This is a genomic window from Streptomyces sp. NPDC048521 (assembly GCF_043199855.1).
In the GTDB taxonomy this organism is placed as follows: domain Bacteria; phylum Actinomycetota; class Actinomycetes; order Streptomycetales; family Streptomycetaceae; genus Streptomyces.
In genome coordinates, this window is the sequence record NZ_JBICWR010000031.1 from 32319 (window position 1) to 57386 (window position 25068).

A 25068-nucleotide genomic window follows, 5' to 3' on the forward strand; every position below is an offset into this window, starting at 1 on the left:
GGAAGGCCCCATCGGGCGTGCCCGATGGGGCCTTCCGGCGTGCCGAGAGACCACGTCGCATGGCTTCTCGGGCACGGCGTCGCTGAAAAGCGTGCCTTCCTTCAGGTCACGGGCCCCAGGACGACGTCATGACACGTCGTCCTGGGGCCCGTGATCCACGCGCCGGTCCGAACCCCCCGGGGAATGGCGGGTGGACGGCAGTGGCATGCCTTCAGAGTGCCTCGCTGTTGCAGCCCATGTCGGAACCGAGGTGGCTCTGCTGCGCGCCCGGGTTGCCTTCGCCGTTCAGCAGATTGCCTGCCAGGCCGGTGAGGGCGCCGACGCTGCCGATCACCTCGATGTTCATGTCGTGCGAGCGGCACTCGACGCCCTGCGTGATGTCGATGTCGTGGCCCGGCTCGCCGTGTGCGAAGGCGGTGTTACCGCCGAAGGAGCCGACACTGCCGAGGACGGCGCTCAGGAGGACTACCTTCTGGAACGTGCGCATTGGTTCTCCGCTGATGGAATGGATGGAATCGGCGACATGCCGAGTGAGGACTGCGGTCTCTTACGGGCCGGCTGTCAGCCGAGACGGGGAAGCCCCAGTTGCCCGACGGGGGGCGCCGCGATCTGTCCGAGGCCGACCGGAGCCAGCTCCGGTGCGCTCGTGGGCGTGACCGTCGGGTTCACGAGCGGATTCACCTGCGGGTTGATCTGCGGATTCACCTGCGGGGTGACGAGCATCGGGGGCTCAGGGACGGATGCCTGGGGCATCCCTACCTGCGGGGCGACCTGCGGCATGACCGTCGGCATGACCTGCGGCACGACTTGGGCCGGCTGCGCGGGGGCGGCCAGTGGAGGGTTCGGCGCCGTGGTGGCCTGGGCCGTTCCCTGCGACGAGGCCGAGGCGACGGCGTAGCCGCTCTGCTGTTGCGGCGGGGCGGCCTGCGGTGCCGGCTGCGGAGCGGGTGCCGGGGCTGCGACCGGGGCGGCCTGCGGAGGGTTCGGCGCCGTGACGGCCTGGGCCGTTCCCTGCGACGAGGCCGATCCGGCGGCGTAGCCGGTCTGCTGCTGCGGCGCGGCGGCCTGCGGTGCCGGCTGGGGAGCTGGCGCCGGCTGGGGAGCTGGTGCCGGGGCCGCGACCGGGGCGGCCTGCGGTACCGGTTGTGGAGCGGGTGCCGGGGCCGCGACCGGAGCGGCCTGCTGATCCGGAACTGACGCCGGAGTGGCACTGCCCTGTCCGACAGCAGCGTTGGCATGGCTGCCGGCGGCGGCGATGCCGGTCAGACCACTGGCCGCTGCGACGACGAGCGCGGCCTTGTGAAGCTTGCGCATGAAACCCTCGGCCCTTCAGTACCTGAAATGGGAACCCATTGCGTTCAGTGCGGTCACGCGTGCTGTCGATGCGATATTCGCACCGCATCGTCAGCGACGGTCATCGCGAAGAGCACGCGGACTTCGCACGGAGCCGGCAGCGAGATCCCTCACCCCTTGACGGCCCGCGGTCGCTGCCCTCTCCCTGGTGGAACGAGGACTTGGCGGCCGTGGTCACGGCACGCAAAGGTCTTCACCCGTTTGCCGTCTGTCGGCGCGGGCGTTACGGCCCCCACCCTTGCGTCAAATGGGTGACCACTTTCCGGCCCCCGTATCGGGTCCGTTCCCCTTTCGTTCCCCAGAGGGCGAGAACGATGGTCCATCGCAGCCGCACAGGGCAGCAGGAGCGGTGACAACTGCGCTGCCTCATCAGCATTTCATCAGCTTCCGAGCACAGGTCAATTGAAGAGCCGAGGATTTCATGCGCAAGCTTCACAAGGTCGCGCTCATCGTCGCAGCAGCCGGCGGCCTGTCCGGCGCCGGCGCCGGCCCCAGCTCCGCCGTCGTCCCCGCCACGGCCAACGGGGTAGCGCCGCCTCCCGTTTCGCAACCGGACGCCCAGGCCGCCTCGACGGCCAACGCTCAGGCGACCGCGCAGACCTATGGCTCGCCGGCTCCGCAGCAGGCAGCCCCGCAGCGGAGCACTCAGGTCGCCCCGCAGGTCAACCCGCAGCTGAACCCGCAGATCAGTCCGCAGATCTCTTCCCAGGCGCCGCAGGCGGCGCGGACGCAGCAGGGCGGTCCGGTGAGCCAGGCCAATCTGTTCCGTCCGTCGCAGGAGTGCAGCCCGCAGAGCCTGCTCGACGCGAACGTCCCGGTCGCTCTGCTGGCCGCGTCCCAGACCCGCGGCGTCGACTGCAGCCAGGCCAACAGCCAGTCGAACTCGTTCGCCAGCGTGCAGTAGGACCACCGGACGGCCGGACGGCGACGCTCGGCACGGGTCTTCGGGCGATCGAGCCGACCCTGTCACCCGCGATGCGACATTCGGGTGTTTTGTCATCAAGCGCACGAAATCGGCGCGTCTGTGTCTGCTTTAGGGTATTTCCTACTAATCTCCTGTAACCGTAGAAAGTCGATCTTCCACAGATCGCACCCACTCACCTCACCGGAGATGACATGCGCAAGCTTCGCAACGTTGCCGTCCTGGTCGCTGCAATCGGAAGCATCGGACTCGTGGGCGGCACGGCCCACGCCGGCCAGGGCGGTAAGGGCGGTGACCACGGCGGCGACAAGTACAGCGTCCAGCAGAGCTCGCACTGCAAGTCGCACGACCTGAACCTCAACGTCCTCGGCGAGGTCGGCCTGCTCGACGGCCTGCTGGGCAACGCCGCGAACGGCGAAGGCAACCCGGGCGCCCAGGCCACCGACATCGGCTCCACCATGGGCTGCAACAACAGCGCCTTCTGAGGTCTTCTCCGACGCAAAGACGCTGGACGATGAATGGTCCCGGCGCCGGGCTTCAGGCGAAGCGCTGGGACCGTTGACGTACACCAGAATTCTGAGGCGGCGCGGCGCGACCCTGGAAGTGACAGGTCCTCAGTGCCCGGCGCCGTTGCAGACTTCAGCATCTCTCAAAGCCGATCTTCGTCAGATCGCATCCACCTCACTTCTTCGGAGATGACATGCACAAGCTCCGCACGGCCGCCGTTCTGGTGGCCGCATTCGGAAGCGTCGGGCTCCTGGGTGCCGGCGCTGCCCACGCCGACCAGGGCTGGGGCAAGAGCAAGGGCGACACGTTCAGTGTCCTGCAGAGCAGCACCTGTCGTTCGCACGACGGCAACGTCGACGTCCTCGGCGAGGTCGGCATCGCCAACGGGCTGGGCGGCAACCTGCTGAACGGCGAGGGCAGCGCCGGGGCGCAGCAGACGTCCATGGGCTCCGACATGGGCTGCAACAACACGGTCGGCGGCAAGTAGGGCCTTCTTCGCAAGACCTGCCCCCGAAAGCGAGATGCCGGACCGGGAACGTCCCCGGTCCGGCATTTCCGTGTGCGCTCAGAGTTCGATGTGAGGCTTCTTGAACCCCTCGGGCAGCTTGGCCGTGTTGGAGCAGTCCACGACCGGCCTGTCCGGGGAGGATTCGCCTCCCAGCAGGCGGTCCTCCTGAAACTCCACACGTGACCTGTCTGTGGTCGAGCAGTCCTGGTCCTGCTTGACGACATGCTTGCCGTCTTTGTCGATGTACGTCTCGCTCTTGCGGATACAGACGGTGCCCCCCTGCTCAGTGGTCTGGCAGTCGTCCGGTTTCTCGTCGGCGTACGCGTGGCCGGCACCGATGCAGAGCGCGGCGAGGCCTCCCACGAGTGCTGCGACGGTGGCGGTCTTCTGCGAAGAGAACATGTGCTGCATTCCTTTGCATGAAGGCCCGGGCGCGCCTGTGTCGTTGACCGGCGTCGCCCGGGCCGAGAAGGTCCGAAGAGTGATTCCGTGCCTGGATGTGCTGTCGGCTGCGTCCGGCGTGGGGATCGTGCCGCAGCCCGGACGCGCATGCGCGCATCCGGGCTGCCTTTACGCCGAGGGGACGAGCCCGCGGTGAGTCGTCAGTCGTCGTCGCCCTCGTCGCCGTAGCCCTGCTCCGGCGCGTGGTCCTTGTTCTCCTCCGGCTTGGCCTCAGGCTTGGCCTCCGGCTTGGCCGCAGGCTGAACGGAGTAGCTGTCCCCGACGGCCAGGGCGTTGGCCGACGAGTTGGCCACGGCGATCACGCGCGAAGGCGCGTCGTCGTCACCGCCGGCGAAGCTGACACCGGCACCGAGGGCGGACAGCCCCGCAACCGTCGCCGCGACGACTGCGGCCCGCTGAAACTTACGCATGATGTATCCCTTCCTGCCCGGGCGTGGAGGCCCGGATTGGCTACTTAATGTGAGCATATACATACGCTACGTAGCCACCCAGGATTTCAAGGGAGCAGATCGGGTGAATCCTGTGCGCCGTCGGTAACCGGCACTCCGGACGTCGTGGGGGAGCAGGTCACTTCAGGCCCCAGCTGCGTCGAGCCGTTGCCCGTGGCGGAGGGCAGCGTCAGGGGCTGCACCGGCGCGCAGCTCTCCTGATGGGGGATGATGCCGCTTGCGGGGATCTCGCCTTCGATGTGCTGGATGCAGCTGATGTTCCCGGCGAGGTCGCGCGTGCAGGTCCCCGGGCCTCCTGCGGCGTACGCCTGGGCGACGCCGGTGGATGCCACGGCGAGCCCGCCGATGAGCCCCGAGACGGCTGCGATCTTTTTCCTGCTGAACATGTGATGCGTGTCCTTTTCGCGGGAGTCCGGGTGCCGCCCGTCGCCAACGGCCGCGCCGGGCGCTGTCTGCGGCACTCGAGCAGTCGACCGGGTGGCCGGCCCTGTGCGCGGGGTCGGCCCGGCGGGGTTCGCGCCCGGTGTCGCCACGATGGCGCCGGCGACCTCAGCCGGTGAAGGCGCTGTTGTACTGGCCGCAGGTGGTGTGCATGGTCTGACCGATACCGACCACGCCGATCGGGATGTCGTTCTCCGACACCGTCTGCGGGCTGCACTCCTGGTAGGGGCGGTAGAGGTCGGACACCTGCGGTCCGTTGTCGTAGGTGTCGGCGGAGGCGGTGCCGGCGCCGACGGCGGTCAGGCCACCGGCCGCCACTGCTGCTGCGATCACGACCTGCTGAAACTTGCGCATGGAACCCTCGGTTCTCCATTGCCTGTACATGAAGGCTAATTGCCTAGCGTGACGACATGAACACTAGCAGTAGCCATATCCGTCGTTCCACACAGGCCGGACGTGTCCTGAGGGGAACATGGAGCCGGATGGCCACCCGCGACCGCCAACTGGTGCCGCTGAACGGCCGGTTGTCCTCCGGTGAGCGCCGTGGCGCGTGGCCGGCGCGTATCGGGAAGGACCCTGTGCGGCGTCAACACGGGTGGCCCGAACGAACTTTGTTCGACGGCGAGGTCCGCTGCGCTGCTCGGAACCGGTGGCGTGCGGGCACGGAGACGATCAAGTCCCGAAGCCCCTCGATGTACAGCCGCACGTTCTTGTGGGCGACGTCGGTGTCCGGGTAGCGGCAGGCGATCCACAGGCCCTCGTGCAGCCGGTTGACCCAGGCGCACACCTGATCTCCGTACGACACCCGGAGCAGCCCGTATGCCTTCTGGTCGACCCAGCGGGCGGAGCCGGGGATGAGGCGGGCGTCCACGTACGAGACGATCGAGTACAGGTCGGGCGACGTGGGGCGGAAGTTGTCGCCGAGCAGGCGCAGTACCCGGGCCAGCGGAATGCGTGCCAGGGACCGATTCGCTTGCAGCTCGGCGCGGACCGATGCGAGTGCGTCGTCGAAGTTGCGTGCTGCGGGCACTTCGATCGGCGCGCCGCCGACATACCAGCCCACGGAGTCCGACCATGCAGACTTCAGCCGGGTGTGGAAGGGCACGACCGTGCGGTAGACCGGTTGCCCGCCGAGCTCATGGACGATCAGACTGGTCGCGGCCAGGATGCCCAACAGGCTGCCGCCGTAAGGTCGGCAATACGCCTCGAACGCGGCGGCTGCGTCGGCGTCGACGAGCGGTTCGCGCAGCAGCTTCTGTGCGGGCAGGGCGCCGCCGGGTTGCAGACCCAGATCGACGGGGAACTCCGGAAGCCTTCCGTCGCACCGGGCGATGAAATCGCTCCAGCGCGTGACGATGGTGTGGGTGTCGTCGATGGCGTCCGCGTTTGCCCGCTCCTGCTCGCAGAAGTCGACGTAACTGTGGACGGGTGTACCGGCGTCGGGCCGCCCCGTGACGCGTGCGGTGTAAAGGCTGTGGATCTCGTCCGGGATGCGCTGCAGGGAGTAGGCGTCGACGTTGGTGTGGTCGAAGGCCAGATACACGCTCGTGGAGTCGTCGCGGATGACCGCCGCATAAATGAGGTTGGGCCAGCCGAGCGCGTCCGCCGCAACGTCGAAACGGTCCTGCAGATAGCGGATCAGCACGTCCGCGTCGGTGAAGTCGCCGACCACCTCGCGCTGGAGCGTCACGTCGTCCTCGTCGAGGGTGAACCGGTGCATCTCCTCGCCGGCCCACCTGAACCCGCTGCGGAGCGTCTCGTGGCGCAACGTCCAGCTACGCAGCGCCTCTTCCAGCGCGTCGAGGTCGGGCCGGCCCGGCAGGTCGAACACCGTCCCGAGCCAGGTCGGTACGAACAGCCCGTCCTCGCGCACCGATCGCGCCGTTCTGATGTGTGACTCCTGGATGTATGCGGGTGGCCTCGGATCCGTCGGCAGCACCCGCGCGGCCGCGACGGTCGCCGGGCTGAACGTCCACTCGACAAGCCGTCCGGGTCGGACCTCGCAGCGCTGAATGTCAGAAATTCGCAAAGTGGCGTCTCCTTCGCAGAAGACACAGGCTTGATCAACGTGGAGGCGTGCGCGAGCGGTGTCTGCTGTGTCGTCGGCTTTTCAGCGGGACGTGTGACATCTCGAACGACCGAGCGACCGGTTGGGCCGACGTCACTCGTACCGGTAAATGCTTGTCACGTCCTCGAGTTCGTCCGGCGTCACGTCCCACGGCGGCAGCTTTTCGTATCGGGCCACAACTCGGCCGTGCTGGGCGTCACCCGGGCCGGGAGGCTCGGCAGGAAGGTAGTGATTGCCGGGGTGCCGTTGCTGCCAGCGGGTCCACTGAAGGTCGACGAAGGCGTGGTGCAGCCAGAAAACGGGGTCGTTGACGGAGGCGGCGCCGACCATCACACCGCCGACCCAGTGGTGCACCCGGTTGTGGTTGCGCCAGGAGGCGCTGCCGTGGCCCCTTCCCCACCCCTCCAGCGTGTTGCGGAACCCTCGGGTGACCGTCGAGTCCCAGGGCGCCACGTCGTAGACCGGCTCTGCCAGCGCCGACTCCAGAGCCTGGTCGGTCGGCAATTGGATCGGATCGGCGGCGCGGCCGAGGTCACGGGTGAGGTACTGCACGTCCGTCACCCCGACGGTGATCTTCCAGTGGCCCGCCCGGTAGGCGAACGGGCCGGTCATCACCTGCCGGTCCGAGCGCCGTCCGTTGCCGCCGAGCAGGTCGTCGGTCCACGGCAGGGAGTCCGCTGCGCGGTCACGGGTCCAGTCCCAGTACGGCACCGTCACCGACGCATCGACCCGGCGCAGCGCGCCCTCCAGCTCCAGCAGGAGCTTGCGGTGCCAGGGCAGGAAGGAGGGTGCCATGTGAGCGGCGCGCAAGCGGCGTTCGCCGTCCGGGACGGCGTACTGGACGTGTGTACGCACGAGTTCGTCGTACTCACCACGGCGCTTGACCTCCAGCAGGGCATTCACGAAGCGTCGCCGCTCGGTGGGGGTCAGCAGGCTGGCGTTCTTACGTGTGTACGCCATCCTCGCCCCTCTTGCGCACCGGTCCCTCATCCGTCGATCCGGGTGCCGGATCGCGCAGTTGCTGGTGGGTATCGCGTCGGTCCGGGACGCGACAGCCACGGTGGATCGCGTCGAAGGCAGAGGTCTGTCGGCCGTCGGCGGGGGTGGGCATGGTTCACTCCTCGTCGCCTGCCCTGCACGGGGGTTGGGCGCGCGGTGGTCTGCCGTGCACCCGATGTCACGCAGCCCGGCGGATCCGATCACCGTGTGACGCCCGGGAAGCAGCGTCGTCGGAGACAGTGCGTTCCCATGCCCCGGGCCCCGGGGAGTCATCACACGACTTCCCGGGGCCCGCGGTCGCGTCGAGACCGCCTCGGCTGCTCCTCGCCGTCAGTCGAACGGCAGCAGTCGGACGAGGGTCTCCGGTAGCGAGACGGGGCCCATCCGGGCCACATCCCCGAGTGGGCTGGTGTCCGCGCCCGTAGTGCGGGCCGCTCCACCGTTCGCCGGTGTCTCCGCCTGAGCGGGGGAGACACACAACATCATGCCGGTTACCACCGCGAGGACCGCGGTCGGGATCATCTTCCTCATGGCTTGATCAACGAGAGTCGGCCCAATCGGTTCGGCACTTCGGAATGCCTGGCGCCCGGTCGGCGGCATCACGCCTTGGAGGCGGTGAGGAGCGCGGTCTGCTCGGGGTTCCGGCGGGCCGTCATCCGGGCCGCCCGCGAACCGAGGACCGTGATCGTCACGACACCGAGGACCGCGAGGAGTCCGACGCCGACCGTACCGGCCCAGCCGCCCGCGTGGAAGGCCGTCGCGCCGACCGTGCTGCCGGCGCTGGAGCCGACGTAGTACGCGGACTGGTAGAGCGCCGAGGCCTGGGCGCGGCCGTGCGCGGCCGTCTTGCTGACGGCCGAGGAGGCGACCGCGTGCCCGGCGAAGAAGCCCGCCGTGATCAGCACCAGGCCCAGCAGGACCAGAGGGAGCGAGGAGGCCAGTGACAGGAGCAGACCCGTCGCGGTCGTACCGCCCGCCAGGTAGAGCGCGCCCCGGCGGCCGAGACGGCCCACCAGACGGCCCGCCGTGGACGCGGAGACCGTGCCCACCAGGTACACCAGGAAGATCGAACCCACGATGCCCTGCGGCAGCCCGAACGGCTGCTCCGTCAGGCGGTAGCCGATCACCGTGTACACGCCGCCGAACACCGTCATGAACAGCGCGCCGATCGCGTACAGGCGACGCAGCAGCGGGTCGGAGAGGTGGTCGCGGACCGTGCCGAGCAGAACGCGCGGACGCAGCGAACCCGCCGTGAAGTGCTTCGGGGCCGGCAGCAGCAGCCGGAAGGCCACCGCGCACGCGACCGCGATCGCGCCGATCACGCCGACCGAGGCCCGCCAGCCCCACTCCTGGGCCACCCAGCCGGTGATCACCCGGCCGCTCATGCCGCCGACGCTGTTGCCCGCGACGAACAGGCCGATCGCCGTGACCAGTGCCTTCGGCCGCACCTCCTCGGCCAGGTAGGCCGTCGCCGAGGCGGGCAGACCGGCGAGCGCCGCGCCCTGCACCGCCCGCAACACCACCAGCGCGCCGATCGACGGCGCGAAGGGGACCAGCATCCCGACCGTCACCGCGACGGCCAGCGAGGCCGTCATCATCGTACGGCGCCCGAAGCGCTCCGACAGGGCGCTCATGGGCAGCACGAACAGGGCCAGACCGCCGGTCGCGGCCGCCACGGTCCAGCTCGCCTCGCTCGCCGCCACCCCGAACTCCCCGGAGATCAACGGCAGCAGGGCCTGGGTGGAGTACAGCAGGGCGAAGGTCGCGACTCCGGCGAGGAAGAGGGCGAGGCTCATCCGGCGGTAGCCGGGGCCGCCCGGCGTCATACGGGAGTCGGACGGGGAGTCGGAGGAGGGGACGGGCGTGACGGCGTCCACGGTGGTGGACGCCCCGGTACTGGCGGGAGACATGCTTCGACCGTAGGGACCGTGCCTCTCATCCGTCCAATGCATGGAATCGCCATAATCGTTCCCATGGTGCATCAGCAGAGGTCACAGGAGCGGCTGTCACCGTCCGGTGACACAGAAGACATGTCACAGATGGCGAGGCTGCTCGCGCCCCGCCTCGCCTACTTCGCCGGCGTGGCCCGGACCGAGCACGTCACCCGGGCCGCCCAGGAGATGAACGTCCCCCAGTCCACCCTGTCGCGTGCGATGGCCCGCCTGGAGCAGGACCTGGGCGTCGACCTCTTCGCCCGCCACGGCCGCACGGTCTCCCTGACCACCGGGGGCCGCACCTTCTTCGCGTCCGTCGAGCGCGCCCTCGCCGAGATCGAGCGCGCCGCCGAGGAGGTCCGCGCGGACGCCGACCCGGCCACCGGCAAGGTCGCCTTCGGCTTCCTGCACACCATGGGCGCGGAGACCGTACCGGGCCTGCTGCACGCCTTCCGCGCCGACCATCCACGCGTCCGCTTCAGCCTGGTGCAGAACTACGGCGAGGCGATGCTGGAAGGGCTGCGGGCGGGCGAGCTCGACCTCTGCCTGACCTCTCCGGTGCCCGACGCCCCCGACCTCGTCGCCCGCCGCCTGGACGAACAGAAGCTCCGCCTGGTCGTTCCCGCCGACCACCGCCTGGCCGCCCGCCGCCGCATCCGCCTGGCCGAGGCCGCCGACGAAACCTTCGTCACCCTGGAGCCGGGCTACGGCCTGCGCCGCATCACGGACGACCTCTGCCGCCAGGCGGGTTTCCGGCCGAGGGTCGCCTTCGAGGGTGAGGAGGCGGAGACACTGAGGGGTCTGGTGGCGGCGGGACTGGGGGTCGCTCTCCTGCCCCCTCCGACCGTCCCGAGGCCGGGTGTCGTGGAACTGACGGTCACGGCCCCCAGGGCGGCCCGGGAGATCGGCGTCGCCTGGCTGGCCGACCGCCCGGACACGCCCCCGGTGGCTGCCTTCAAGAAGTTCCTGCTGTCGAGAAGGGACAGTCTGCTGCCCAGCTAGGGCCTTTCTTCCGGATCAGGCCGGATCCGGGCGACGGCGCCTCCCGGCCGACCGGAGCGGGGCCGGATCGACATGCGGCTCCGCCGCGGGCCCCCCGCCCGCGGCGCGATCACCGCCCGTGGCCCCAGTTCTACCGCCTCAACGACTTGCCGAACCCCGCGGCCAACGGCATCCGGAGTCCGATCGGCGGCGGTGCGGCGAGCGCGTCCTCCACCGGCCGGGAGACAGGGCACCCGAACAACGCCCCCATCACGAAGTCCATGGAGAGGCAGAGCACCTCGTCGCGGTGACCGTGCAGCCCGTGTCCGTCGGAGTGCACCTCGAAACGGCACACCTCCCGGTTCACCTTCTTCGCCCGCGCGGCGAACCGGAACGACAGCTCGGGATCGATCCGTTCGTCGTTCGTACCGTGCACGATCAGCACCCGGCGCCCCACCAGCTGCTTCACCGGCTCGGCGGGCGCGGCGACGTCCTCCCCCGGTAGCCAGGGAGCGAGCGCGACGACGGAGTTCACCGCTGCATGGCCGCCCGCGCGCAGCGCCGCCCGCCCGCCCATGTCCACGCCGACCAGGCACACGGGGACGTCCCCGTACCGTCGTACGACCTCGTCGGCGGCCCACTCCGCGTCCGCCGCGAGATGCGCCTCGCTGCCGTTCCAGCCCCGGTAGCGGTACTGCACGGTGTGGACGGCCAGCCCTTCCGCGCGGCCCGCGCGGGCGAGGCGACGGCCCAGGGAGCGAACGAAGGCCGTCGCCCATACGGGGGACGGCCTGCGGGCGGAGACCTCCTCCCCGCCGGGGAGCAGCAGCACCGCTCCGCTGACCGCCGTCGGCTCCGGGCCGACTGCCTTTCCGAGCCCGGCCGTTCGGACCGGCGTCGCTTGCTGTCCCATGACAGAACAGTGTCAGAAGGCGCGGTGTACGAAACCCGTACGTGCGGTCACCGTTGCGTATCGACGGAAAAGTGCCAGGAGAGAGCTGTCGCGTACACCGGGCGCTCTACGCGCGTAGGCGTTACAGTGCGGGGATGACGAGCCAGACTGCACCGACCGGGGCCGCCCCGGCGACCGTGCCGGCGCACGTTCCGACGCCGGACCAGATCCGCCGGGCGCCCAAGGTTCTGCTGCACGATCACCTCGACGGCGGGCTCCGCCCGGCCACCGTCGTCGAACTCGCCCGCGAGACCGGCTACTCGGACCTTCCCGAGAGCGACCCGGACAAGCTGGGCATCTGGTTCCACGAGGCCGCCGACTCCGGCTCGCTGGAACGCTACCTGGAGACCTTCACCCACACCGTCGGCGTGATGCAGACCCGCGCGGCCCTGATCCGGGTAGCCCGGGAGTGCGCCGAGGACCTCGCGCAGGACGGGGTCGTCTACGCCGAGGTGCGGTACGCGCCCGAGCAGCACCTCGAACAGGGGCTGACCCTGGAACAGGTGGTCGAGGCCGTCAACGAGGGGTTCCGGCAGGGCGAGCGGCTCGCCCGGGAGAGCGGCCGGCGGATCAGGGTCGGCGCCCTGCTGACCGCCATGCGGCACGCGGCCCGCTCCCTGGAGATCGCCGAACTCGCCAACCGCTACCGGGACGCAGGCGTGGTGGGCTTCGACATCGCCGGTGCCGAGGCCGGCTACCCGCCCACCCGGCACCTCGACGCCTTCGAGTACCTCAAGCGCGAGAACAACCACTTCACCATCCATGCCGGCGAGGCCTTCGGGCTGCCGTCCATCTGGCAGGCGCTGCAGTGGTGCGGCGCCGACCGGCTCGGCCACGGCGTGCGGATCATCGACGACATCGAGGTCCGCGAGGACGGCTCGGTGAAGCTCGGCCGGCTGGCCTCGTACGTCCGGGACAAGCGGATCCCGCTGGAGCTGTGCCCCAGCTCCAACCTGCAGACGGGTGCCGCGACCTCCTACGCCGAACACCCCATCGGGCTGCTGCGCCGGCTGCACTTCCGCGCCACCGTGAACACCGACAACCGGCTGATGTCGCACACCACCATGAGCCGGGAATTCACGCATCTCGTCGAGGCGTTCGGTTACACGCTCGACGACCTGCAGTGGTTCTCCGTCAATGCGATGAAATCAGCGTTCATTCCTTTCGATGAACGACTCGCGATGATCAATGACGTCATCAAGCCCGGGTATGCCGAGCTGAGATCCGAATGGCTGTTTCAGCAGACGGCCTCTACCAGCGGTTCTGACGGTTCGGAGAGCTAGTCACCGGTCGGCCCCCGACAACGAATGCGGACGTGTGTCCACCCGGCGTCCGCATTTCGGTGTTTGCGGTGGGCGGTCCGGCATGTTTACGGTCGTGGACCGCTCAGATCGTTTGCGATCTCCGTCTCCGCATTCAAGGACGCATTCACCATGAAGCAGTCTGCTGCCAAGACCCTCGGTGTCGCCGCCCTCGGTGCCGCCTTCGCCGCCGCCGGTGCGGGCGTGGCCGGCGCGGCTCCGGTCGTCCCGACCTCCGCGCAGACCCTGGACACCGTCACCCAGACGCTGCCGCCCGCTCAGGTCATCGAGGCGCTGCCCGACAGTGGGGCGTTGAAGCAGGTCAAGCCGGTGGCCGAACGGGGTGTCGCCGCCGCGATGCCGACCGTCGGGAAGGGGCTCGCCACCGCGCAGCCGATCGCGAAGAAGGTTTCCGGAAAGCAGGCCAAGCAGGCCAAGCAGGCCAAGCAGGCCAAGCAGGCCAAGCAGGCCAAGCCGGCCAAGCAGGTCAAGCCGGCCAAGTCTGCCAATCAGGCCAAGCCGGCCCCGGCCCTGCTGGGCGGGCTGCCCACGCACGGTCTGCCGGTGAACGGTCTCCCGGTCGGCTGACGCCGGCCGGTCGGCGCCAGGCCGGTGAGGCCTGCCTCCTCACGTCGCCGCCGGGCGCCCGGTCCGTCCGGGAGCGCCCCGGCGGCGTTCGCGTGCGCCGGACTCACCAGGCGGTGCGGGCCTTGTCCTCCGAGGGCAGCAGGATCCACAACGCTATGTAGAGCAGGAACTGCGGGCCGGGCAGCAGACAGGACAGCAGGAAGATCACCCGCATCGTCGTCGCGGAGGTGCCGAAGCGCCGTGCCAGCGCGGCGCACACTCCGCCGATCATGCGGCCGTGGGTGGGGCGGGCAAGGGCGCTCATGGGGACTCCTCCGTGGTCGTCGGCCCACGTCCGGGCCGGTGGTCGGGGCCGCCCGAGTGGCGTCCCCAGCTGACTTCCACGGTACGGAGACGAAGGGGACGAAGCGTCGCTCTAGGGGGCGATCCCGACCCTGGGAATCGTCGGGGTACGACCCTGAGACAGCTCCTCCTGCACGGTGACCGGTTCCGCCTCGACAGGCTCGGGCGTCTCCCGGCGGCGCAGCCAGGCGCGGCCGGCCGGTACGACGGCGAGGTGGGCCACGATCACGCCGAAGGTGTTCAGCAGCAGCGAGTCGACGTCCACGACCCGGCCCGGAACGCCGGTCTGCAGCAGGGCGATGCCGAGGGAGAGCAGGGCGCCCGCGGCCGCCGTACGGATCAGGGAGGCGAGCGGGGAGACGGTCAGCCTGCCGTGCGCCATCGGCAGCAGCACGCCCAGCGGGGCGAGCAGCGCCAGCCCCTCGCCGAGGGGTCTGGCGGCCGCCGGCCAGCCCAGCGCCAGATCGGCCCGGATGCCGGCCAGTGGGCGCACATTGGGGGGCATCACCCAGGGAACGTCCAGGGGCCGCAGCATCAGCCAGCCGACGACGGCGAGGTGGGCGACGAGGAGGACACCCCCCGTCACACGGATGCGGATCGCGGCGCTGCCGCCGATGGAGCCTTGACGCTGCACGCCCCCCTAGACGCAGCGCCATGCATGATCGGTTCCGCACCGAAACTTTCCGGCCGAGCTGCCCGCGCTTTGGCTGGACGTGAGTGCCCGGTGCGTCCTGCGCCGCAACTGGGCGGGGTGGGCCCGCTTGCCGGCGCCGGCCGGGTGCCGCTGCGCCCACCCGTGCCGTCGTGCCCACCCGTGTCGCCCAAGCGGCACGACTGCCCGCAGCTGCGGTGGCCTGCGGGTGCGGTCGCGCGGCTGCCTGCGGGGATGCGGTTGCTTGCGCTGCCTGCGGGGCATGTGCGCGGATGTCGGACGCGGCGCTCTCGGGGTGCGGGGGACGGCGCGATCGGGTGTGGCGGAGCCGTGGTCGGGTGACGGCCCCGGGCGCAACGGCGGAACCCCCGCTACGTGCCCGTGACCCCGCTGGACGGCGGGCGGGTGGTTGCCGGGCGGTTGCGGACGTCGTCGGTGCAGTCGTAGCGGCGCAGCGGCGCGGTGCCGGGGGCGCCCAGGATGACCGAGCCGTCGCCCTCGGTGGCGGCGGAGTCGGACAGCGTGCACACCAGCTGCGCGAGGGCGTAGGCGCTGAGGCGGTTCGGGGCGCTGCTCAGCCGCAGGGTGTCCTCGGGGTCCTTCGGGCCGGGCCCGGACACGCTGAGGCCGCCCGGCACGTACGTCGCGTACCCCGCCGCCTTCTCCCGCGCCGACGGGGCCGCGGCGAGCAGATCCAGCAGCCCCTGCGCCACGATCACCCGGCGCCGGGCGTCCGGGGTGCCGTCCGGGACCCGCACGGTCCGGTCGACGGTCACCAGGGACGACCCGCACAGCAGGAAGACCTGCACGGGCACCCCCTGCGAGGACTGCGTGGACACGTCGGGCCCGGCCAGGGAGCACGCCACCCGGGAGGGCGCCGCCCCGAAGTCGGTCGGCACCTCCGTGGCCCGGATGCCGCAGCCGGTGAGCAGCGCGCCCAGGAGGGGCAGCGCCAGCAGGCGCCGTACGGTCATGACCCCTCCTTCCGCGAACCGTCGTTCCTGTCGTCCTTGCCGTCGTGCCCGCCCTCGTCGGCCTCCTCGGTCAGCCGTGAGGAATCCCGGGGCAGCCGCAGGGTGAACACCGCGCCGCCGTCGGGCGAGTTGGCGGCGGTGATCTCGCCGCCGTGGATGTGGGCGTTCTCCAGGGCGATGGACAGACCCAGGCCGCTGCCCTCGGAGCGCGGCCGGGAGGCGCTCGCCTTGTAGAAGCGGTCGAAGACATGCGGGAGGACGTCCTCGGGGATGCCCGGCCCGTGGTCGCGGACCTGGATGACGACCTCCTCGTCCGCCTCCCGCACCGACACCCGCACCGGCGACCCGCCGTGCTTGAGCGCGTTGCCGATCAGGTTGGCGAGGATGACGTCCAGGCGGCGCGGGTCCAGGGCGGCGTGGATGCCGCGCTCGGCGTCCAGCTCGACCGCGTCCAGCCAGGCGCGCGCGTCGATGCAGGCGGTGATCTGGTCGGCGACGTCGACGTCGTCCAGGACCAGCCGGGCGGTGCCCGCGTCGAAGCGGGTGACCTCCATCAGGTTCTCGACCAGGTCGTTCAGCCGCCGGGTCTCGCTGACGACGAGCCGTACGGCGGGCTCGATCATGGGGTCGATGCCCCCCGCCTCCGACTCCAGCTCCTCCTCCAGCACCTCCGTGACGGCGGTGATGGCGGTCAGCGGCGTCCGCAGCTCGTGCGACATGTCGGCCACGAACCGGCGCGAGGCGTCGTCCCGGGCGGCCATCTCCGCGACCCGCTGCTCCAGCGCCTCGGCCGCGTTGTTGAACGTCCGTGACAGGTCGGCGAGTTCGTCCGTGCCGGACACCCGCAGCCGCGTGTCCAGCTTGCCCTCGCCCAGACGCCGGGCGGCCACCCCGAGCCGGTGCACCGGCTTCAGGACGGTCGTGGCGGCGGCCTGCGCGAGCAGCGCGGCGCCGATCAGCGCGAGTGCGGTGGCGATGCCCAGCGACCAGGCCAGCGAGTTGAGGTCCTTGGCCTCCGGCTCCAGGGACTTCGCCATGTAGCCCGTCGGACCACCGCCGATCACCCGCGTACCGGCCACCAGGTACGGCGTGCCGTGGTCCGTGACCCGCTGCCAGTACAGGTGGTACGGCTCCTTGTTGGAGTCGGTCACCTTCTGCCGCTTGTTCACGGCCGCTTGCAGCGACTCGGGCACGTCCTCCAGCGAGAAGCCGTTGATGCCGCCCGAGTTGCCGTACACCGTCTTGCCGCTCGCGTCCTGGCCGACCAGCAGCACGCTGAAGTGCTGGCTGCCGTCGGCCATCTGGCCGGCGGCGCGCTGCAGCGCGTCCTGTGTGGGGTGCTCCGGCAGCGCCCCGGCCCGGTTCTGCATCTCCTGCCGGAAGTCGCGCAGCACCGCGTCCTGGGCGCGGGTGAGCACGGCCTCCCGGTTCAGCCAGTAGGCGATGCCCGACGCCGACACCGCGGCGGTGAGCGCGACCAGAGCGAACACCACGACCAGGCGCAGCCTCAGGCTGGTGAACCGCAGCCGCGACAGACTTCCCTTGCGCCCCGCGGCCCAGCCGCGCAGCCCCCCTTGCGTTTCGGTCACTGAGGAGCGTCCAGGCGGTAGCCGACACCACGGACGGTACGGATCAGGGTCGGGGAGGAGGGCACGTCCTCCACCTTGGCGCGCAGCCGCTGCACACACGCGTCCACCAGGCGCGAGTCGCCCAGGTAGTCGTGCTCCCACACCAGCCGCAGCAGTTGCTGCCGGGACAGCGCCTGACCGGGCCGCCGGCTCAGCTCCAGCAGCAGCCTCAGCTCGGTCGGGGTCAGCTGCAGATCCACCCCGTTCTTCGTCACCGTCATCGCCGAGCGGTCGATGACGAGGCTGCCGAAGGTCGCCGAGTCGCTGGACTCACGCTCCCCGCGCCGCAGCACGGCCCGGATCCGGGCGTCCAGCACCCGCCCCTGCACCGGCTTGACCACATAGTCGTCGGCGCCGGACTCGAGCCCGACCACCACGTCGATGTCGTCGCTGCGCGCGGTCAGCAGGATGATCGGCAGCTGGTCGGTGCGCCGGATGCGCCGGCACACCTCGAACCCGTCGATGCCGGGCAGCATCACGTCCAGCACGATCAGGTCCGGCCGCTGCTCGCGCAGCAGCTTCAGACCGTCCTCGCCGCTGGCAGCGGTGGCCACCCGGTGTCCCTGGCGCGTCAGGGAGAGCTCCAGGGCCGTGCGGATGGCGTCGTCGTCCTCGATCAGCAACAGGGAAGGCACGGGGCTCATTCTGGCCCATGGAGGGGCCGGCGGACGACCTGTGGGACCGATCCCCGCATACCGCCACCACCTGTGTGCCGTGTGTGACGGCGGCGTGTCGGACCCCTGTGACAGGTCTGTGACAGTCGACGGACACGGCGATGAAGTGGCCCCGGCAGTCTTTTGGGCACGGGCACGGCGGTCAGCCGGAACCAGCCCGGAGCGAGACCGGATCACCGGAAGTCCACGACGGGGAGCGCGAGATGAACACGCTGCACAGCATCAGCACCAGCGCAGTGGTCACGCGTCTGCACGACGTGCACCGGGGGTCCGGTTCGGAGAAGTCCGGTGCCGACGGGGGGTCCTCCCGCACGAGCGTGCTCGAGCGTGGGGGAGCGCGGGGGTGCGCTCGAGGCACCGGGCGGCAGTACACCGTCCCCGCGCAGCAGGGGCGTCAGCCCTACATGACGGTGGTGGACGCCCGCACGGGGGAGACGCACGGGGGATCCGCGTACGGGGAGGACCCGGGGGAGCGCCGCTCGCTGACGGAGGCGGAGTTCACCGCCTACGTCCAGGAGCGCCGCGCCTCCCTGTACGCCACCGCCTACCACCTGACCGGCGACCGTTTCGAGGCCGAGGACCTGCTGCAGAGCGCGCTGTTCTCGACGTACAAGGCGTGGGACCGGATCAGCGACAAGGCTGCGGTCGGCGGGTACCTCCGCCGCACCATGACCAACCTGCACATCAGCGCCTGGCGGCGCCGCAAGCTCAACGAGTACCCGACCGAGGAACTGCCCGAGACGCCCGGCGAGACGGACGCGATGCGCGGCACCGAACTGCGCGCGGTGCTGTGGCAGGCGCTGGCCCGACTGCCCGAACTCCAGCGCACCATGCTGGTCCTGCGTTACTACGAGGGCCGCACGGACCCGGAGATCGCGGAGATCCTCGGCATCAGTGTCGGCACGGTGAAGTCCAGCATCTGGCGGTCGCTCCGCCGGCTGCGCGAGGACGAGGTCCTCAGCTTCGGCCGTGACGAGGAGAACGCCTTCGGCGAGCTGGTCGCCTGAGGTCAGGGGGGAGTACGGGGGGAACGGGGGACCACTGGGGGGGTGGACCCACGGGGGAACACGGGGGAGCGCAGAGGAACGGGACTGGTGGGCCGGGGGGCCGACCGGTCCCGTTCCGCGTTCCTACGCGGTCACGCCACCGTCTGCCGACGCGTCTGCCGGCCCGCCGCTGCCGCCAGCCGGCTCAGCGCCTCGTCCCGGTCGCACGGATGCGCGCCCAGGGACACCTGGCGGGTGACGATCGACCGTTCCGCGCGCATCAGCCGCCAGCCGCGGCGCAGCAGGAACAGCACCGACTTGCGGCCCTCCTTCAGGTCCCGCAGGAAGCGGCGCCGGAAGGTGGTGAGCGGACCACGGGTGAGGCACAGGGCGTCCGCCAGTACACCCCGTTCCCGGCAGCGCTCGACTATCTCCGCGGCGAAGATCCCCTCCGCGATGAACAGCGGGGTACGGCCGATGTGCAGCGTCTCCTCGCCGGTACGGGCGCTCAGCGCGATGTCGTACACGGGCACCGGCGTCGACCCCGTGGCGCACAGCCGGGCGATGGCCTCGACCGCGACGTCCGCGTCCCACGACTCCGGGTGGTCCCAGTCGATGTCCGAACTGCCCTCCACCTGGGGCAGGGTCGGGTCGTCACCCTCCTTGTAGAAGTCGTCCAGGCGCAGGACCGGGAGCCCGGAACGGGCGGCGACGAGGGACTTGCCCGAGCCCGAGGGGCCGCACAGCAGCACGACACGGGCGGGGGACGGTGGATGAATGCTCACGGAACACCAGTTTGACGCATGGGGAGCCGCCTGCCGACCCCGCGGGTCGGCTTTTGAGCGTGAGTCGCACCTCAACTACCCTGCGTACCGACCTCATTACCCTGCGCACCAGAAGGTGGCACCAGCGATGGCCCGACACACCTCTTCCCAGCACCCCACCGCGCAGCGCGCCCTGATCGCCCTCGCGACCGCCGGAGCGGCCCTGGCCGCGGGGGCGGCGACGGCGTCCGCCGATTCCGTCCCGGGCGTCAACTACCGGCCCGTGGGCCTCGGCAACGTCGACCCGCAGGCGGGCGTGGCCGCCGCGACGGGCATCGTCGGCTACGTCACCGGTCCGGTCGCCGGCCTGAAGCCGAACCCGCTCGCGGGTACGGGCGTGGACCCGCTCGACAACGGTGTGAGCACCCAACTGGCCGACTTCAAGCCGGTCGGCTCCCAGACGCTGACCCGCCCGCTGGCCCAGGCCCCGTCGCTCGGCAGCGTCCCGGTGGTGGGGCGGTTCCTCGGGGCCCCGGGCCGCTGAGAGCGCCCCGAAAGGGGCGCGGGGAACTGCCGGCAAGCCACCACGAACCCGCAGCCGGCCGGCCGTGGCAGTTCCCCACCCGGAACCCCGTCGGTCAGAGGCCCCTGTCAGTAAGAGGACCCCGAGGCGCCCAACGCCCCCGTCGGGTGCCACACCGTCTTCGTCTCCAGGAACGCCGTCAACCGCTCGATCCCGGGCGTCTCGAAGTAATCCACAGGCTGTGGACGCAGGACGCGCTTGAGGTTGTCCGCCGCCGCGATCTCCAGCTCCTTCGCCAGCGCCTCGTCGGCGCCCGCGAGGTCGATCGCGTTGACGTCCTGGTGCGCGGCCAGCGGGGCCGCGATCTCCGCCGTACGGCCGGACAGGACGTTGACCACACCGCCCGGCACGTCGGAGGTGGCCAGCACCTCGCCGAGGGACAGGGCGGGCAGCGGGGCCTTCTCGGAGGCGATCACGATCGCGGTGTTGCCGGTGGCGATCACCGGGGCCACGACCGAGACCAGGCCGAGGAAGGACGACTCCTGCGGGGCCAGGACGGCGACCACGCCGGTCGGTTCCGGGGAGGAGAGGTTGAAGAACGGGCCCGCCACCGGGTTGGCACCGCCGATCACCTGGGCGATCTTGTCGGTCCAGCCCGCGTACCAGACCCAGCGGTCGATCGTGGCGTCCACGACCGCCGCCGCCTTGGACTTCGACAGGCCCTCCGCGTCGGCCACTTCGCGCACGAACTGCTCCCGGCGGCCCTCCAGCATCTCCGCGACGCGGTAGAGGACCTGGCCGCGGTTGTAGGCCGTCGCGCCGGACCAGCCGCCGAACGCCTTGCGCGCGGCCACGACCGCGTCACGCGCGTCCTTGCGGGAGGACTGCGGAGCGTTGGCCAGCCAGTTGCCCTTCGAGTCCGTCACCTCGTACACCCGGCCGCTCTCGGAACGCGGGAACTTCCCGCCGACGTACAGCTTGTAGGTCTTGAAGACGCTCAGACGGTTCTGCTCAGACATCGAGGTACGCCTCCAGGCCGTGGCGGCCGCCCTCGCGGCCGAAGCCCGACTCCTTGTAGCCGCCGAACGGCGAGGTCGGGTCGAACTTGTTGAACGTGTTGGACCAGACGACACCGGCCCGCAGCTTGTTCGCGACGGCCAGGATCCGCGAGCCCTTCTCGGTCCAGATGCCGGCCGACAGGCCGTACTGCGTGTTGTTCGCCTTGGCGACCGCCTCGTCCGGCGTGCGGAAGGTGAGGACCGACAGCACCGGGCCGAAGATCTCGTCGCGGGCGATGGTGTGCGCCTGGGTGACGTTCGTGAAGAGCGTCGGGGCGAACCAGTAGCCGGAGCTGGGCAGATCGCAGGCCGGCGACCAGCGTTCGGCGCCCTCCGCCTCGCCCTGGTCGGCCAGCGCGGTGATCCGGGCCAGCTGCTCGGCGGAGTTGATCGCGCCGATGTCGGTGTTCTTGTCCAGCGGGTCACCGAGGCGCAGAGTCGACAGACGGCGCTTGAGGGAGTCCAGCAGCTCGTCCTGGACCGACTCCTGGACGAGGAGGCGGGACCCGGCGCAGCAGACCTGGCCCTGGTTGAAGAAGATGCCGGTCACGATGCCCTCGACGGCCTGGTCGATCGGAGCGTCGTCGAAGACGATGTTGGCGCCCTTGCCGCCCAGTTCGAGGGTGAGCTTCTTCTTCGTGCCGGCGACCGTGCGGGCGATCTCCTTGCCGACGGCCGTGGAGCCGGTGAAGGCCACCTTGTTCACGTCGGGGTGCGCGACGAGCGCGGCGCCCGCGTCGCCGTAACCCGGAAGGATGTTGACGACACCCTTGGGCAGGCCCGCCTGGCGGCAGATGTCCGCGAAGAACAGGGCCGACAGGGGGGTGGTCTCCGCCGGCTTCAGGACGACCGTGTTGCCCGTCGCCAGCGCCGGGGCGATCTTCCACGCCAGCATCAGCAGCGGGAAGTTCCAAGGAATGACCTGGCCGGCCACGCCCAGTGGACGCGGGTTCGCGCCGAAGCCGGCGTGGTCGAGCTTGTCGGCCCAGCCCGCGTAGTAGAAGAAGTGCGCGGCGACCAGCGGGAGGTCCGCGTCACGGGTCTCCTTGATCGGCTTGCCGTTGTCCAGCGTCTCCAGGACGGCCAGCTCGCGGCTGCGCTCCTGGATGATCCGGGCGATGCGGAACAGGTACTTGGCGCGCTCGGAGCCGGGCAGCGCCGACCACTTCGCGAACGCCTTGCGGGCGGCCTGCACCGCGCGGTCGACGTCCTCGGCGCCGGCCCGCGCGACCTCGGAGAGGACCTCCTCGGTCGACGGGCTGACCGTCTTGAAGACCTTCCCGTCGGCCGCGTCCACGAACTCGCCGTCGATGAACAGGCCGTAGGAGGGGGCGATGTCGACGACCGAGCGGGACTCGGGCGCCGGTGCGTACTCGAACACGGAAGCCATGGTGATCAGTCCACCGTCACGTAGTCGGGGCCGGAGTAGCGGCCGGTGGCCAGCTTCTGGCGCTGCATCAGCAGGTCGTTGAGGAGCGAGGAGGCGCCGAAGCGGAACCAGTGGTTGTCCAGCCAGTCCGCGCCGGCGGTCTCGTTGACCAGGACGAGGAACTTGATGGCGTCCTTGCTGGTGCGGATGCCACCGGCGGGCTTCACGCCGACCTGGACGCCGGTCTGGGCGCGGAAGTCGCGCACCGCCTCCAGCATCAGCAGGGTGTTGGCCGGGGTCGCGTTGACGGCGACCTTGCCGGTGGAGGTCTTGATGAAGTCGGCGCCGGCCAGCATGCCGAGCCAGGAGGCGCGGCGGATGTTGTCGTACGTCGACAGCTCGCCGGTCTCGAAGATGACCTTCAGCCGGGCGCTCGTCCCGCAGGCCTCCTTCACGGCGACGATCTCGTCGTACACCTTCAGGTACTTGCCGGCGAGGAACGCGCCGCGGTCGATGACCATGTCGATCTCGTCGGCGCCCGCGGCGACGGCCTCGCGGACGTCGGCCAGCTTCACCTCGATGGCGGCGCGGCCGGCCGGGAAGGCGGTGGCCACGGAGGCGACCTTCACGCCCGAGCCGGCGACGGCCTCCTTGGCGACGGCCACCATGTCGGGGTAGACGCAGACCGCGGCCGTGGTCGGCGTCGTGCGGTCCGTGGGGTCGGGATGGACCGCCTTGGCGCCGAGCGCCCGGACCTTGCCCGGGGTGTCCGCGCCTTCCAGCGTCGTCAGGTCGACCATCGAGATGGCGAGGTCGATGGCGTACGCCTTCGCGGTGGTCTTGATGGAACGGGTGCCGAGGGACGCGGCGCGCGCCTCCAGGCCGACCGCGTCGACGCCGGGCAGCCCGTGCAGGTAGCGGCGCAGCGTGCTGTCGGACGCGGTGACGTCAGCGAGAGCGGTTGCTGTGGGTGCAGAGGTGGGCATGGTCACCAGACGAGCATATCTACGCGCGTAGCGGCTGTACACCCCCGGGTGCTCGTCGCCCGCCCGCCAGATCACGGATGAGCGCCGGTCCCGGGGCACGTGGGGGCACCGCCGCCGGTGTCGTGCAGAATCGGGGCCATGACCACCCCGGACCACCAGTCACCCGCGCCACAGCCTCCGGTGCCCGCCGCCAAGGACCGGATCTACCGCTCGCCCATGGCGCTCGTGGGCGGCGTGCTGCTGCTCGCGGTCGCCTGCTGGCTGGGCTTCGACGCGCTGTTCAAGGGCCACGGCCGGACCCCGTGGCTGGCGCTCGCCGGGATGATCCTGGTCGTTCCGCTCGTGGTCGCCTTCACGCTCCGCCCCGCGGTCTTCGCGAACGAGGACCGGCTGCGCATCCGCAACCCCTTCCGGGTGATCACCGTGCCCTGGGGCGATGTCGCCGGCCTGCGCTCCAGCTACTCCAACGAGGTCGTCACCAAGTCCGGCAGCAAGTACCAGCTGTGGGCGATCCCCGTCTCGCTGCGGGCCCGCAAGAAGGCGGCACGCCGGCAGCAGCGGGCGGCGGCGGACGCGGCCCGGGGCGTGGCGCCGGGCGGACGGGTCGGCGGGCTCGGGCCGAGCGGCCTCGGCCTCGGCGGGTTCGGCCTGCGCGGCTCGGACCCCGGGCCGTCCCGGGCGGAGACCGACCAGGTCATGGACGACCTGCGCGAACTGCTGGAGCGACGCGCGGAGGCGGAGGCGGCCCAGGGCGAGACGACGGTCCGCTGGGCGTACGAGGTGGCCGCCCCGGCGGTGGCCGGGGCCATTCTGCTGGTGATTCTGCTGGCGGTCGGCTGAGGCGGTCCGCCGGGGCCGTTCCCCGGCCCGGCCCGCCCTCACCGAGTGCCTGGAAGACGATGAGCACGACGCCCGGGCGGCCGCTGCCGCTGCCCGCTTCCGCCGTGCCCGACGGCTGCCCTTCCTGGAACGGCGAGCACCCGCGCCGCTGACCCGACGCCCTGCCGGCCCGCTGGGTCCGCTGCCCACGGGGACGCGGACGCAGCTGATCGTGCCGGCCGCCACCATGGCCGTGACCGGGCTGCTCGTCCTGCCGGCCGGCCGGTGCCCCTGGGCCGCCGCCCTGCTGGTGCTGCACGGGATGTGGCTGTACGCGCGCCCCGAGATCGCGCCGGTGTCGGCGCCCGTGCTCGCGGTGCTCCTGCTCGGCCTGCGACCGGGCCCGACCTGGCCGGCAGCCATGACCGCCGTGGCCGCGCTCGCGCTGGTGCGGAGCCCTGGTCGTGCTGCGGCCGACGGCGCGGGCCCGGCAGCGTGGAGCGGGCCCGGGAGGCGGCTGCCGGGGTGACCGCACCGCTGCCGGACGCGGACCGGGGCGTGCGCCGGGGCCGGTACCTGCTCGCGTCCGGCGGCGTCCTGCTCGCGCCGGGGCTCACCGCCGTCGCCCTCGTCACGGCGTACCCCCGGACACGCCACGGCAGTACGGAGGCCGAGCGTGGCCGTCGTCAGGACGAGAGCGCGGGTGAGACGCGGGCCGAGGCGGTGGGAGGCCGGGGAGCGTCGTCGTGGCTGGGCGGTGGGAGGTCGGGGAGCGCCGTTGTGGAGGGGCTGGGTCGACCGAGGCTCGGGACCGCCGCCGTACATGGG

30 protein-coding genes are annotated in these 25068 nt (G+C 71.0%); 10 read left to right on the forward strand and 20 right to left on the reverse strand.

What is annotated here, in order from left to right:
- Positions 1–211: 211 nt before the first annotated feature.
- On the reverse strand, positions 212–487 hold the full coding sequence (locus tag ACGFRF_RS39550) for a hypothetical protein (protein WP_393748632.1): 276 nt from the start codon (positions 485–487) through the stop codon (positions 212–214).
- A gap of 74 nt (positions 488–561) precedes the next feature.
- Positions 562–1314: a hypothetical protein gene (locus ACGFRF_RS39555; protein WP_393748634.1), complete on the reverse strand. Its 753-nt coding sequence runs from the start codon at positions 1312–1314 to the stop codon at positions 562–564.
- Positions 1315–1774: 460 nt separating this feature from the next.
- On the opposite strand from ACGFRF_RS39555, the gene ACGFRF_RS39560 reads away from it, so the two are divergent.
- The 3 genes from ACGFRF_RS39560 to ACGFRF_RS39570 all read left to right on the forward strand — a co-directional run bounded on the left by ACGFRF_RS39560 (position 1775) and on the right by ACGFRF_RS39570 (position 3269).
- Complete coding sequence (locus tag ACGFRF_RS39560) at positions 1775–2257, forward strand: hypothetical protein (protein ID WP_393748636.1); 483 nt, start codon at positions 1775–1777, stop codon at positions 2255–2257.
- A 212-nt stretch (positions 2258–2469) separates the two neighbouring features.
- On the forward strand, positions 2470–2760 hold the full coding sequence (locus tag ACGFRF_RS39565) for a hypothetical protein (protein WP_393748638.1): 291 nt from the start codon (positions 2470–2472) through the stop codon (positions 2758–2760).
- Positions 2761–2975: 215 nt separating this feature from the next.
- Entirely contained in the window at positions 2976–3269 is a 294-nt protein-coding gene (locus ACGFRF_RS39570) for a hypothetical protein (protein ID WP_393748640.1), read from the forward strand.
- Positions 3270–3347: 78 nt separating this feature from the next.
- Here the strand turns inward: ACGFRF_RS39570 and ACGFRF_RS39575 are convergent, their stop codons facing one another.
- The 8 genes from ACGFRF_RS39575 to ACGFRF_RS39610 all read right to left on the reverse strand — a co-directional run bounded on the left by ACGFRF_RS39575 (position 3348) and on the right by ACGFRF_RS39610 (position 9619).
- Positions 3348–3692, reverse strand: a complete 345-nt coding sequence (locus ACGFRF_RS39575) for a hypothetical protein (protein WP_393748642.1) — start codon at positions 3690–3692, stop codon at positions 3348–3350.
- A 200-nt stretch (positions 3693–3892) separates the two neighbouring features.
- On the reverse strand, positions 3893–4162 hold the full coding sequence (locus ACGFRF_RS39580; RefSeq protein WP_393748644.1) for a hypothetical protein: 270 nt from the start codon (positions 4160–4162) through the stop codon (positions 3893–3895).
- Between the two features lie 86 nt (positions 4163–4248).
- On the reverse strand, positions 4249–4662 hold the full coding sequence (locus tag ACGFRF_RS39585; RefSeq protein WP_393748646.1) for a hypothetical protein: 414 nt from the start codon (positions 4660–4662) through the stop codon (positions 4249–4251).
- 88 nt (positions 4663–4750) lie between these two features.
- Positions 4751–4996 (reverse strand): hypothetical protein, encoded by a 246-nt coding sequence (locus ACGFRF_RS39590; protein ID WP_393748648.1) that lies wholly within the window; start codon positions 4994–4996, stop codon positions 4751–4753.
- Positions 4997–5228: 232 nt separating this feature from the next.
- Entirely contained in the window at positions 5229–6671 is a 1443-nt protein-coding gene (locus tag ACGFRF_RS39595) for a condensation domain-containing protein (RefSeq protein WP_393748650.1), read from the reverse strand.
- Positions 6672–6803: 132 nt separating this feature from the next.
- The gene (locus ACGFRF_RS39600; RefSeq protein ID WP_393748652.1) at positions 6804–7670 is read right to left on the reverse strand and encodes a tyrosinase family protein; all 867 of its coding nucleotides are present in this window, start codon (positions 7668–7670) and stop codon (positions 6804–6806) included.
- Between the two features lie 369 nt (positions 7671–8039).
- Positions 8040–8240: a hypothetical protein gene (locus tag ACGFRF_RS39605; protein WP_393748654.1), complete on the reverse strand. Its 201-nt coding sequence runs from the start codon at positions 8238–8240 to the stop codon at positions 8040–8042.
- 68 nt (positions 8241–8308) lie between these two features.
- The gene (locus ACGFRF_RS39610) at positions 8309–9619 is read right to left on the reverse strand and encodes an MFS transporter (RefSeq protein WP_393748656.1); all 1311 of its coding nucleotides are present in this window, start codon (positions 9617–9619) and stop codon (positions 8309–8311) included.
- A 63-nt stretch (positions 9620–9682) separates the two neighbouring features.
- Between ACGFRF_RS39610 and ACGFRF_RS39615 the strand changes: the two genes are divergently transcribed.
- On the forward strand, positions 9683–10645 hold the full coding sequence (locus ACGFRF_RS39615; RefSeq protein WP_393748658.1) for a LysR family transcriptional regulator: 963 nt from the start codon (positions 9683–9685) through the stop codon (positions 10643–10645).
- Positions 10646–10775: 130 nt separating this feature from the next.
- On the opposite strand, the gene ACGFRF_RS39620 is transcribed toward ACGFRF_RS39615, so the two are convergent.
- Positions 10776–11537, reverse strand: coding sequence for an alpha/beta hydrolase (locus tag ACGFRF_RS39620; RefSeq protein WP_393748660.1), 762 nt, complete (start codon positions 11535–11537; stop codon positions 10776–10778).
- A 134-nt stretch (positions 11538–11671) separates the two neighbouring features.
- Between ACGFRF_RS39620 and ACGFRF_RS39625 the strand changes: the two genes are divergently transcribed.
- Together ACGFRF_RS39625 and ACGFRF_RS39630 are read left to right on the forward strand one after the other, a co-directional pair.
- On the forward strand, positions 11672–12859 hold the full coding sequence (locus tag ACGFRF_RS39625) for an adenosine deaminase (RefSeq protein ID WP_393748662.1): 1188 nt from the start codon (positions 11672–11674) through the stop codon (positions 12857–12859).
- A 150-nt stretch (positions 12860–13009) separates the two neighbouring features.
- Positions 13010–13465 (forward strand): ATP-binding protein, encoded by a 456-nt coding sequence (locus ACGFRF_RS39630; protein WP_393748664.1) that lies wholly within the window; start codon positions 13010–13012, stop codon positions 13463–13465.
- A 103-nt stretch (positions 13466–13568) separates the two neighbouring features.
- On the opposite strand, the gene ACGFRF_RS39635 is transcribed toward ACGFRF_RS39630, so the two are convergent.
- From ACGFRF_RS39635 to afsQ1, 5 genes are all read right to left on the reverse strand, one after another.
- On the reverse strand, positions 13569–13769 hold the full coding sequence (locus ACGFRF_RS39635; protein ID WP_385169422.1) for a PspC domain-containing protein: 201 nt from the start codon (positions 13767–13769) through the stop codon (positions 13569–13571).
- Between the two features lie 111 nt (positions 13770–13880).
- Positions 13881–14441 (reverse strand): VanZ family protein, encoded by a 561-nt coding sequence (locus ACGFRF_RS39640; protein ID WP_393748666.1) that lies wholly within the window; start codon positions 14439–14441, stop codon positions 13881–13883.
- A 389-nt stretch (positions 14442–14830) separates the two neighbouring features.
- The gene (locus tag ACGFRF_RS39645) at positions 14831–15433 is read right to left on the reverse strand and encodes a hypothetical protein (protein ID WP_393748668.1); all 603 of its coding nucleotides are present in this window, start codon (positions 15431–15433) and stop codon (positions 14831–14833) included.
- Entirely contained in the window at positions 15430–17022 is a 1593-nt protein-coding gene (locus ACGFRF_RS39650; RefSeq protein ID WP_393748670.1) for an ATP-binding protein, read from the reverse strand. The genes ACGFRF_RS39645 and ACGFRF_RS39650 overlap by 4 nt, the downstream gene beginning before the upstream one ends.
- A complete protein-coding gene (afsQ1, locus tag ACGFRF_RS39655) occupies positions 17019–17696 on the reverse strand; it encodes a two-component system response regulator AfsQ1 (RefSeq protein WP_393748672.1) in 678 nt (225 codons plus the stop codon). Before afsQ1 ends, ACGFRF_RS39650 begins: the two co-directional genes overlap by 4 nt.
- A 242-nt stretch (positions 17697–17938) precedes the next feature.
- Here afsQ1 and ACGFRF_RS39660 point away from each other — a divergent pair, with 242 nt between their 5' ends.
- Positions 17939–18742 carry a SigE family RNA polymerase sigma factor gene (locus ACGFRF_RS39660; protein WP_393748674.1) on the forward strand — a complete coding sequence of 268 codons (804 nt, stop codon included), beginning with the start codon at positions 17939–17941 and terminating at the stop codon, positions 18740–18742.
- Between the two features lie 131 nt (positions 18743–18873).
- Here ACGFRF_RS39660 and ACGFRF_RS39665 read toward each other — a convergent pair whose 3' ends face one another.
- Entirely contained in the window at positions 18874–19473 is a 600-nt protein-coding gene (locus tag ACGFRF_RS39665; RefSeq protein WP_393748698.1) for a uridine kinase, read from the reverse strand.
- Positions 19474–19633: 160 nt separating this feature from the next.
- Here ACGFRF_RS39665 and ACGFRF_RS39670 point away from each other — a divergent pair, with 160 nt between their 5' ends.
- The gene (locus ACGFRF_RS39670) at positions 19634–20029 is read left to right on the forward strand and encodes a hypothetical protein (protein ID WP_393748676.1); all 396 of its coding nucleotides are present in this window, start codon (positions 19634–19636) and stop codon (positions 20027–20029) included.
- Between the two features lie 107 nt (positions 20030–20136).
- On the opposite strand, the gene ACGFRF_RS39675 is transcribed toward ACGFRF_RS39670, so the two are convergent.
- The 3 genes from ACGFRF_RS39675 to deoC are packed head-to-tail and all read right to left on the reverse strand — an operon-like array spanning position 20137 to position 23421.
- A complete protein-coding gene (locus ACGFRF_RS39675) occupies positions 20137–21027 on the reverse strand; it encodes an aldehyde dehydrogenase family protein (RefSeq protein WP_393748678.1) in 891 nt (296 codons plus the stop codon).
- Positions 21020–22456: an aldehyde dehydrogenase family protein gene (locus ACGFRF_RS39680; RefSeq protein ID WP_393748680.1), complete on the reverse strand. Its 1437-nt coding sequence runs from the start codon at positions 22454–22456 to the stop codon at positions 21020–21022. Before ACGFRF_RS39680 ends, ACGFRF_RS39675 begins: the two co-directional genes overlap by 8 nt.
- A gap of 5 nt (positions 22457–22461) precedes the next feature.
- Positions 22462–23421 carry a deoxyribose-phosphate aldolase gene (deoC, locus tag ACGFRF_RS39685; protein WP_393748700.1) on the reverse strand — a complete coding sequence of 320 codons (960 nt, stop codon included), beginning with the start codon at positions 23419–23421 and terminating at the stop codon, positions 22462–22464.
- Positions 23422–23559: 138 nt separating this feature from the next.
- Between deoC and ACGFRF_RS39690 the strand changes: the two genes are divergently transcribed.
- Both ACGFRF_RS39690 and ACGFRF_RS39695 read left to right on the forward strand, forming a co-directional pair.
- On the forward strand, positions 23560–24261 hold the full coding sequence (locus ACGFRF_RS39690; protein WP_393748682.1) for a PH domain-containing protein: 702 nt from the start codon (positions 23560–23562) through the stop codon (positions 24259–24261).
- Positions 24262–24472: 211 nt separating this feature from the next.
- Positions 24473–24769, forward strand: a complete 297-nt coding sequence (locus ACGFRF_RS39695) for a hypothetical protein (protein WP_393748684.1) — start codon at positions 24473–24475, stop codon at positions 24767–24769.
- Positions 24770–25068: the final 299 nt, after the last annotated feature.

What these genes read in the sequence shown, in the direction of transcription:
- ACGFRF_RS39675 (WP_393748678.1), bottom strand. Translation starts at nt 21,027, where the DNA reads ATGTCTGAGCAGAACCGTCTGAGCGTCTTCAAGACCTACAAGCTGTAC.
- ACGFRF_RS39690 (WP_393748682.1), top strand. Translation starts at nt 23,560, where the DNA reads ATGACCACCCCGGACCACCAGTCACCCGCGCCACAGCCTCCGGTGCCC.
- ACGFRF_RS39680 (WP_393748680.1), bottom strand. Translation starts at nt 22,456, where the DNA reads ATGGCTTCCGTGTTCGAGTACGCACCGGCGCCCGAGTCCCGCTCGGTC.
- ACGFRF_RS39570 (WP_393748640.1), top strand. Translation starts at nt 2,976, where the DNA reads ATGCACAAGCTCCGCACGGCCGCCGTTCTGGTGGCCGCATTCGGAAGC.
- deoC (WP_393748700.1), bottom strand. Translation starts at nt 23,421, where the DNA reads ATGCCCACCTCTGCACCCACAGCAACCGCTCTCGCTGACGTCACCGCG.
- ACGFRF_RS39560 (WP_393748636.1), top strand. Translation starts at nt 1,775, where the DNA reads ATGCGCAAGCTTCACAAGGTCGCGCTCATCGTCGCAGCAGCCGGCGGC.
- ACGFRF_RS39645 (WP_393748668.1), bottom strand. Translation starts at nt 15,433, where the DNA reads ATGACCGTACGGCGCCTGCTGGCGCTGCCCCTCCTGGGCGCGCTGCTC.
- ACGFRF_RS39550 (WP_393748632.1), bottom strand. Translation starts at nt 487, where the DNA reads ATGCGCACGTTCCAGAAGGTAGTCCTCCTGAGCGCCGTCCTCGGCAGT.
- ACGFRF_RS39580 (WP_393748644.1), bottom strand. Translation starts at nt 4,162, where the DNA reads ATGCGTAAGTTTCAGCGGGCCGCAGTCGTCGCGGCGACGGTTGCGGGG.
- ACGFRF_RS39630 (WP_393748664.1), top strand. Translation starts at nt 13,010, where the DNA reads ATGAAGCAGTCTGCTGCCAAGACCCTCGGTGTCGCCGCCCTCGGTGCC.
- ACGFRF_RS39610 (WP_393748656.1), bottom strand. Translation starts at nt 9,619, where the DNA reads ATGTCTCCCGCCAGTACCGGGGCGTCCACCACCGTGGACGCCGTCACG.
- ACGFRF_RS39660 (WP_393748674.1), top strand. Translation starts at nt 17,939, where the DNA reads ATGAACACGCTGCACAGCATCAGCACCAGCGCAGTGGTCACGCGTCTG.
- ACGFRF_RS39615 (WP_393748658.1), top strand. Translation starts at nt 9,683, where the DNA reads ATGGTGCATCAGCAGAGGTCACAGGAGCGGCTGTCACCGTCCGGTGAC.
- ACGFRF_RS39620 (WP_393748660.1), bottom strand. Translation starts at nt 11,537, where the DNA reads ATGGGACAGCAAGCGACGCCGGTCCGAACGGCCGGGCTCGGAAAGGCA.
- ACGFRF_RS39670 (WP_393748676.1), top strand. Translation starts at nt 19,634, where the DNA reads ATGGCCCGACACACCTCTTCCCAGCACCCCACCGCGCAGCGCGCCCTG.
- ACGFRF_RS39555 (WP_393748634.1), bottom strand. Translation starts at nt 1,314, where the DNA reads ATGCGCAAGCTTCACAAGGCCGCGCTCGTCGTCGCAGCGGCCAGTGGT.
- ACGFRF_RS39575 (WP_393748642.1), bottom strand. Translation starts at nt 3,692, where the DNA reads ATGTTCTCTTCGCAGAAGACCGCCACCGTCGCAGCACTCGTGGGAGGC.
- ACGFRF_RS39565 (WP_393748638.1), top strand. Translation starts at nt 2,470, where the DNA reads ATGCGCAAGCTTCGCAACGTTGCCGTCCTGGTCGCTGCAATCGGAAGC.
- ACGFRF_RS39600 (WP_393748652.1), bottom strand. Translation starts at nt 7,670, where the DNA reads ATGGCGTACACACGTAAGAACGCCAGCCTGCTGACCCCCACCGAGCGG.
- ACGFRF_RS39635 (WP_385169422.1), bottom strand. Translation starts at nt 13,769, where the DNA reads ATGAGCGCCCTTGCCCGCCCCACCCACGGCCGCATGATCGGCGGAGTG.
- ACGFRF_RS39605 (WP_393748654.1), bottom strand. Translation starts at nt 8,240, where the DNA reads ATGAGGAAGATGATCCCGACCGCGGTCCTCGCGGTGGTAACCGGCATG.
- ACGFRF_RS39590 (WP_393748648.1), bottom strand. Translation starts at nt 4,996, where the DNA reads ATGCGCAAGTTTCAGCAGGTCGTGATCGCAGCAGCAGTGGCGGCCGGT.
- ACGFRF_RS39625 (WP_393748662.1), top strand. Translation starts at nt 11,672, where the DNA reads ATGACGAGCCAGACTGCACCGACCGGGGCCGCCCCGGCGACCGTGCCG.